We start from the raw sequence: 2,654 nt of genomic DNA, 5'->3' as shown, positions 1-2,654 counted from the left end.
ACTTCGGAGTGGCTCGTCACGCCCCCGACCGTAGTACCGCCGGCGTCCGCACCGGTGTCGGCGCCGCGCGGGCCCCACCGCGATCGCCCCGGGTCCCGGTCGCGCGGCCGGTGAGTCCGGGGTCGCCACCCCGGTGCGCGACGGAGCCAGCGGTGCGCTCGGCGATGACCACTAGCGGACAGGGGTCGGCGGTACCCGCGGCGCCCCGGCCGGGCAGAGAATCGGCCCACGCCCCGGGATGTCCCCACCGGCTACCGGAACCGGCCCACCCGTCACCGTCGACGAGGAGACCCGATGTTTCCGCACGCACGTCTGGTCGCGCCCACGATCGCCGTGATCACCGCGGTCGCCGCCGGCGGGTCGCCCCACCCGTCGCCGGCCCCGGGCGGCCCCCCGGTCACCCCGTTCCCGGCGGGTGAACCGACCCTGGTCGTCGCCCTCGACGGGGACGACGACGCGCCGGGCACCGTGGCCGCGCCGCTGGCGACGATCCACCGGGCCGTCGAGCTCGCCGGGCCGGGCGACGTCATCGCCGTCCGGGAGGGCGTGTACGCGTTGACGACGAACATCACGATCGACCGCGACGGCATGCCCGACGCGCCGATCACGTTGACCAGCTACCCGGGTGAACGCGCCGTCATCGACGGCGACCGGCTCCCCGCCTCGCACACCCCGGTCGGGGGCAGCATCCCTCGACCGGAACGGGGTGCCATCCACCAGGAGGCCGCCCACTGGCACATCACGGACCTGGAGATCATCCGGGGTCCCTACGGCATCTACTGTTCCGACTGCGATGACAACGTCTTCGCGAACCTGGTGACCAGGGACAACTACGAGAGCGGTTTCCAGCTCCAGGGCGAGTCGAGCCGCAACCTCATCCTCAACCTGGACTCGTACGGCAACCACGACCCCAGGAAGAACGGGGAGAGCGCCGACGGCCTGGCCATCAAGGAGGGGCGGGGCGAGGGCAACGTGGTGCGGGGCGCCCGCCTCTGGAACAACGCCGACGACGGGTTCGACGCCTGGATGTTCGAGTCCCCGATCACGATCGAGGACAGCGTGGCGTGGGGAAACGGCGAGAACCGGTGGGGGTTCCCGGACTTCCAGGGTGACGGGAACGGCTTCAAGCTCGGGGGCGGCTCCCCCGCCCCGCCGGTGGGGCACCGGGTGTGGAACAGCATCGCGTTCGACAACGCCGTCGACGGTTTCGAGGACAACGGCAACCCCGGCGCCCACCGGGTCGAGCGCTCCACCGCCTACGGCAACGGCGGCAACGGGTTCGACCTCCGACGCTCGCCGGCCGTGCTGATCGGCAACCTCGCCGTCGGCAACGGCAGCTCCGTGTCGGAGGGGACGCCGTCGGGTACGGGCAACTCGTGGAGCGGGGGGCCGGACTGGACGGCGGAGGACCTGCTCAGCGTGGACCCCGAGCCCCTGACCGGGCCCCGGTCTCCGGACGGGTCCGTGCCCAGCTCCGACTTCCTCGTCCCCGTCGACGGTTCGCCGATCGGCGCCCGCTTCTGACCCGCCGACCGCCACGGCACGACCGCTCGGTCGCCCAGCCGGCCGCCCCGGTGGCCGCGCGACGGGGAGGAGGCGATTCCCCTCCCCCGCCGGGCCGCTCCCGCCGGGCGACTCCCGGCCGGAGTGGCCGGGTGGGGTGGCCGGGTGGGGTGGTTCCCCCGCCTCCTGGTCTGCGAACCCGCGTCGAACCTGGTGGAATCACGGGCATGCCCCGGCAGTTCGACGTGACGATCGTGGGATCCGGGCCGGCGGGAACGGCGCTGGCGGCCGCCTGCGCGGACGAAGGGTTCGCCACCGCGCTGGTGGCTCCGTTCCCCCGACGTCCCTGGCGCCCCACCTACGCGTGCTTCGCCGACGAGCTCCCGGCGGCGTTCCGCCGGCGGGCGGTGCGGTCCCGGTCGCCCCGCGTGCGGGTGGCCGCCGCCACCCAGCGGTGGTGGACCGACCGGGAGTACTGCGTCCTGGACAACGAGGCGCTCGCCGGGGAGCTGCGACGCGACTCCGTCACCCTGGTGCGGGGACGGGCGGTGGGCGCGGAGCACGGTCCCGACGGGTCGCGGCTCCGCCTCGCCGGAGGCGAGCGGCTGCGCACCAGGGTCCTGGTGGACGCCACCGGCAGCTCTCCCCAGGGGCGAGGCGCGGTACCGGCGCAGACGGCGTTCGGTCTGGTCCTGCCCGAGGAGGAAGCCGCCCGCCTGGTGGCTCCCGACGAGGCGGTGATGATGGACTGGCGGCCGCCGGCGCCCGGTTCCGCGACCGCGACGTTCTGCTACTGCGTCCCGTTGGGCGATGGCCGGGTGCTGGTCGAGGAGACCTCGCTCGTGCGGCGCCCCGGGCTACCGATCACGATGTTGCGGGAGCTGCTGCACGCCCGGCTGCGCCGGCACGGGGTACGGGTGACCACCGCCCAGGCCAGCGAACGCGTGTGGATCGACATGACCGCGCCCCGACCCGCCCCTCGGCGGGTGCTGCGGTTCGGGTCGGCCGCCGGCATGTTGCACCCGGCCAGCGGGTACGGCGTCGCGGCGGCCCTCGCCTCCGCCGGCCCCACCGCACGCGCCCTGGCCCGGCACTGGGCGCCCGGTCCGCGAGCGGCGGTCGCCGGGGCGCACGGCGTGCTCTGGCCGCCC

The 2,654-nt window shown here is 74.9% G+C and carries 2 protein-coding genes; both read left to right on the top strand.

All coding sequences use genetic code 11. From position 1 onward, the window contains the following. The first annotated feature begins 294 nt into the window (after positions 1-294). The gene (locus ACTIDRAF_RS0223480; protein WP_016701140.1) at positions 295-1,524 is read left to right on the top strand and encodes a right-handed parallel beta-helix repeat-containing protein; all 1,230 of its coding nucleotides are present in this window, start codon (positions 295-297) and stop codon (positions 1,522-1,524) included. Between the two features lie 206 nt (positions 1,525-1,730). Beyond that, positions 1,731-2,654: lycopene cyclase family protein (locus tag ACTIDRAF_RS0223475; RefSeq protein ID WP_016701139.1), on the top strand; the 924-nt coding region annotated here is incomplete at its 3' end.

Origin of the sequence: Actinoalloteichus spitiensis RMV-1378, assembly GCF_000239155.1 — a bacterium.
Taxonomy (GTDB): Bacteria; Actinomycetota; Actinomycetes; order Mycobacteriales; family Pseudonocardiaceae; genus Actinoalloteichus_B; species Actinoalloteichus_B spitiensis.
Note: the sequence above shows the minus strand (reverse complement) of the source record. Positions and strands in the feature narration are given on the sequence as shown.

What these genes read in the sequence shown, in the direction of transcription:
- ACTIDRAF_RS0223480 (WP_016701140.1), top strand. Translation starts at nt 295, where the DNA reads ATGTTTCCGCACGCACGTCTGGTCGCGCCCACGATCGCCGTGATCACC.